This is a genomic window from Jatrophihabitans sp., from assembly GCF_051960575.1.
In the GTDB taxonomy this organism is placed as follows: domain Bacteria; phylum Actinomycetota; class Actinomycetes; order Mycobacteriales; family Jatrophihabitantaceae; genus JBQCEE01.
The window spans coordinates 1-3,286 of sequence record NZ_JBQCEE010000378.1 but is presented as its reverse complement, the minus strand read 5'-3'; the positions used below and the strand labels follow the sequence as shown (position 1 = coordinate 3,286).

The following is a 3,286-nucleotide window of genomic DNA, read 5'->3' as shown; positions in this document are numbered from 1 at the left end:
CCGTCGGCCAGCGGACGGTAGACGTTGACGACGTGCACGCGGTCACCGGGCGACAGCCAGCGCGCCAGCCACTGGGCCGAGTGCCCCTCGTCGAGGCTGTCGACGGCGAGCACGACGAGGCGGTTGCGCGGCGGGGCCGCGGGGTCGGCGGCGTGCGTGGTCATGACGGCACCTCCTGGTCGTGCTCCGAGACGGGCAGCAGCAGCACCGGGCAGAGGTCCCAGGCGTCGGTCACCTCGACGGTGCCCAGCGCCCGGCGCGACGCCACGACCATGCGGGACGCCACGGCCGCGCGCAGCAGCTCGAGGTGGTCGTCCCACCGGCGCCCGGCGCCCGGCCGGTCCGGCGACGACGGGCCGATGCCGTTGCCGTGCAGGTGCACGGTGCGCAGCGGCACCTCCAGGCGACCGGCCTCGACGATCGCCGCCTGCAGCACGCGCACCTCGTCGCCGGGGGTGAGCACGGCCGTCACGGCCGCAGTCGCGTCATGTCGCCAGATCCGCCTGGCGGGCACGACCACCACGGTGCAGTCGGCCGTCGCGGCCAGGCGCCTCGTCAGGGTGCCGCCGCGGACGTCCGCGCCGAGCACGACCACGTCGGCGACCGTCGCGATCAGTCGCAGCACCCGCACCGGATCACCGGCGAGCACCGAGCCGGGGACGGCGCGCCGCGTCTCGTCACCGAGCAGCCGGCGGGTCTGCCGCACGATCTCGCCGGCGTGGTCGCGGTGGTCGGACCCCGCCGTCCACGCGGGCGGCAGCGGTGCCGGATCGACGACGTTCACCACGTGCACGCGGTCGTCGACCCCGAGCCAGTCGAGCAACCACGTGGCCGCCACCTCGTCGACCCGGTGCCCGACGGCGAGGACGATGAGGCGGCCGGCCGCGCCCGCACGGGTCGGCGGCCGGGGACCCGTGACCGCGGTCTGCTGTGGCGACATGAGCTCCCCCGAATCCGGAACGGCTCCTCGACCATCACCCACGGCGCGGGCAGTGAGCAGGGTCGTTGAGCACCTCTGCGTCCCGACCGCCGGACATGTCCGCGTCGCCCGTCCGGGACCCGGCCACGGACCTTCCCGGGACGGTCGACCCTGCTCGCGGACCGAGCCCCGGGTGACGGTGGTGGCACCGAGTCCGACCGAGGAGGACCTGTGTTCCGTGCGTCCCGTGCCAGGGCCGCGACCGCTGTCGCACTGCTCGCCGCCGGTGCCGTGACGGCGCCCGCCACGGCGGCTCCAGCGGCTCCCCTGGCCGCAGCGCCTGCGGGCGCCGCGTCCTCGCTGCGCTGCGGCGTCGTGACCGGGGGCTCGCCCGGCCGCTTCGCGGCCGTCACCGACGTCCGGGTCGGCCACCATGCGCGCTTCGACCGGTTCGTCGTGCAGTTCCGGGGGCGGGTCGTGCCGGGGTACCGCCTGGAACCGCAGCGCGACACCACCTTCCACCTCGACCCGAGCGACCGGGTCGTCCGGCTGCTCGGCACGGCCGGGCTGCGGCTCGTGCTCTCGCCCGCGAGCGGACAGGGCACCTTCCACGGCCGGCTCGACCAGGTCGCGCGCTTCCCGGAACTGCGCGAGGCCCGCCGGCTCGGCGACTTCGAGCACGTGACCTCGTGGGCCCTCGGCCTGCGTCGGCCCACCTGCGTCCGGGTCTTCACGCTGAGCGCCCCGACCCGTCTCGTCGTCGACCTGCCGATCGCCCGATGAGCGCACCGCTGCTGGCGGTGGTCGACCTCGACACCGCCGCGGACCTCGGAGCGCGCGAGCTCGAGACGGTCGTCGACGTCGAGCTGCGCCCGCCGTTGCCGATCGCCCGCACCGCCCGGCTCGTGACCCACCGTTTCCTGCCGGGACGTCACGCGGTCGCGGACGTCGCCGGCGCCCTCGCCGCCATGAGCGTGCGACAGGCCGGCCCGTCGGTCCGGCTGCGGCTGCGGCACGGGCTCGGCACCGTGCTCGTCGAGGTCGAGGACCACTCGGTCGAGTTCCCGCCCCTGCGGTGCGAGGGGGATCCCGTGGCGACGGCGCTGATCGACGACGTCGCTCGGCTGTCGGCCGCATGGGGCTACCGGCGACTGCCGCGCGGACGGCAGATCTGGGCGCGGGTCGAGCGATCGGCCGATCCGGTCGCCTGACCCGACCGGCCGTCAGGGCCAGTCGCTCGTCTCGTCGGCCGCCTCGTCGAGCACGGCGTGCAGTTCCTCGACCAGCCACAGCGCGTCGTCCCAGCGTCGCTGCCAGACGTTGCGTCCGAAGATGAGCCCGGTGGCACCCGCGCGCACCGCGCTGCGGGCGCGGTCGACCACCTCGCGGTCGCCGAGGTGCGAGCCGCCGGCCATGATCACCATCGACCGGTTCGCCGATCGCACGACGGCCTCGAGTGCTGCCGACAGCTCGGTGCCCTCGTCGTACGGCAGGGGCGCACCCACGGTCGCGGTGGTCGACGGGAAGCTCAGCTTCACCACGTCCGCGCCGAGCTCGCTGGCGACCCGCGCCGCGTAGTCGACCGCGTAGAAGCTCGAGCGACCGCCCTTCGCCTCGATCGCGGCGCCACGCGGGTAGGCCCACACGATGAGCGGCATCCCGAGGCGGACGGCGTCCGCGCGCACCTGGCGCAGCTGCGCGAAGTCACGGTCCTGGGCCGGGGTGCCGACGTAGAGCGTGTAGCCGACCGCGTCCGCGCCGAGGCGTACGGCGTCCTCGACCCCTGCCTGCAACGGTGAGAGCGCCTGGTCGTCCGACGGGATCTCGGTCTTGCCGTTGAGCTTGAGGATGAGCGGCACCTCGCCGGCGAAGTCCCAGAAGAACTTCTCGGCCAGCCCCACGTGCAGCACGAGCCCGTTGAACCCGCCGCGCCGGGCGAGCCGGGCGATGTGCGCGGGGTCGCCGGACATCGGGTTCGCGTGGAAGTCGCGCGGCCCGTGCTCGAGTCCCTGGTCGTAGGGCAGCAGCAGCAGCGTGCCGTTGCGATGCCCCGCGCCGTAGAGGATGCGGTGCAGGCGGGCCCGCTTGCCGACGGCGAGCCCCATGGCGTCGAGCCGGAGGCGCGGGCGCGCCTGCTGGTCGGTGCTCATGGCGTCACCTCGCCGTCGAGCCGGCGCCGGCCCGGCGCTCGTCGAGCAGCGCGGCCAGGAGGTCCCAACCGCTGACGACACCGAGCAGGCGGCCGGCGTCGTCGACGACCGGCAGGGTGGACGCACCGGCCCGCAGGGCCTGCCGCGCCGCGTGCTCGAGGGACATCTCCGGCGTCACCGTCGCGGCCGGGGAGGTCATGATCTCGTCGGCACGACG

General features: G+C 75.2%; 5 protein-coding genes. 2 read left to right on the top strand and 3 right to left on the bottom strand.

Features of this window, described 5'->3' with window-relative positions; genetic code table 11:
- Positions 1 to 160: 160 nt before the first annotated feature.
- Complete coding sequence (locus tag ACTHMS_RS21050) at positions 161 to 940, bottom strand: hypothetical protein (protein WP_440308615.1); 780 nt, start codon at positions 938 to 940, stop codon at positions 161 to 163.
- A gap of 210 nt (positions 941 to 1,150) precedes the next feature.
- Between ACTHMS_RS21050 and ACTHMS_RS21045 the strand changes: the two genes are divergently transcribed.
- Together ACTHMS_RS21045 and ACTHMS_RS21040 are read left to right on the top strand one after the other, a co-directional pair.
- Positions 1,151 to 1,702 (top strand): AMIN-like domain-containing (lipo)protein, encoded by a 552-nt coding sequence (locus tag ACTHMS_RS21045; protein WP_440308614.1) that lies wholly within the window; start codon positions 1,151 to 1,153, stop codon positions 1,700 to 1,702.
- Entirely contained in the window at positions 1,699 to 2,130 is a 432-nt protein-coding gene (locus ACTHMS_RS21040; RefSeq protein WP_440308613.1) for an ATP-binding protein, read from the top strand. Before ACTHMS_RS21045 ends, ACTHMS_RS21040 begins: the two co-directional genes overlap by 4 nt.
- 12 nt (positions 2,131 to 2,142) lie before the next feature.
- Here ACTHMS_RS21040 and ACTHMS_RS21035 read toward each other — a convergent pair whose 3' ends face one another.
- The gene (locus ACTHMS_RS21035; RefSeq protein ID WP_440308612.1) at positions 2,143 to 3,069 is read right to left on the bottom strand and encodes a class I fructose-bisphosphate aldolase; all 927 of its coding nucleotides are present in this window, start codon (positions 3,067 to 3,069) and stop codon (positions 2,143 to 2,145) included.
- A gap of 4 nt (positions 3,070 to 3,073) precedes the next feature.
- Positions 3,074 to 3,286: CBS domain-containing protein (locus ACTHMS_RS21030; RefSeq protein ID WP_440308611.1), on the bottom strand; the 213-nt coding region annotated here is incomplete at its 5' end.

Coding starts and splice junctions, on each gene's coding strand:
- ACTHMS_RS21050 (WP_440308615.1), bottom strand. CDS start 940: ATGTCGCCACAGCAGACCGCGGTCACGGGTCCCCGGCCGCCGACCCGT.
- ACTHMS_RS21040 (WP_440308613.1), top strand. CDS start 1,699: ATGAGCGCACCGCTGCTGGCGGTGGTCGACCTCGACACCGCCGCGGAC.
- ACTHMS_RS21035 (WP_440308612.1), bottom strand. CDS start 3,069: ATGAGCACCGACCAGCAGGCGCGCCCGCGCCTCCGGCTCGACGCCATG.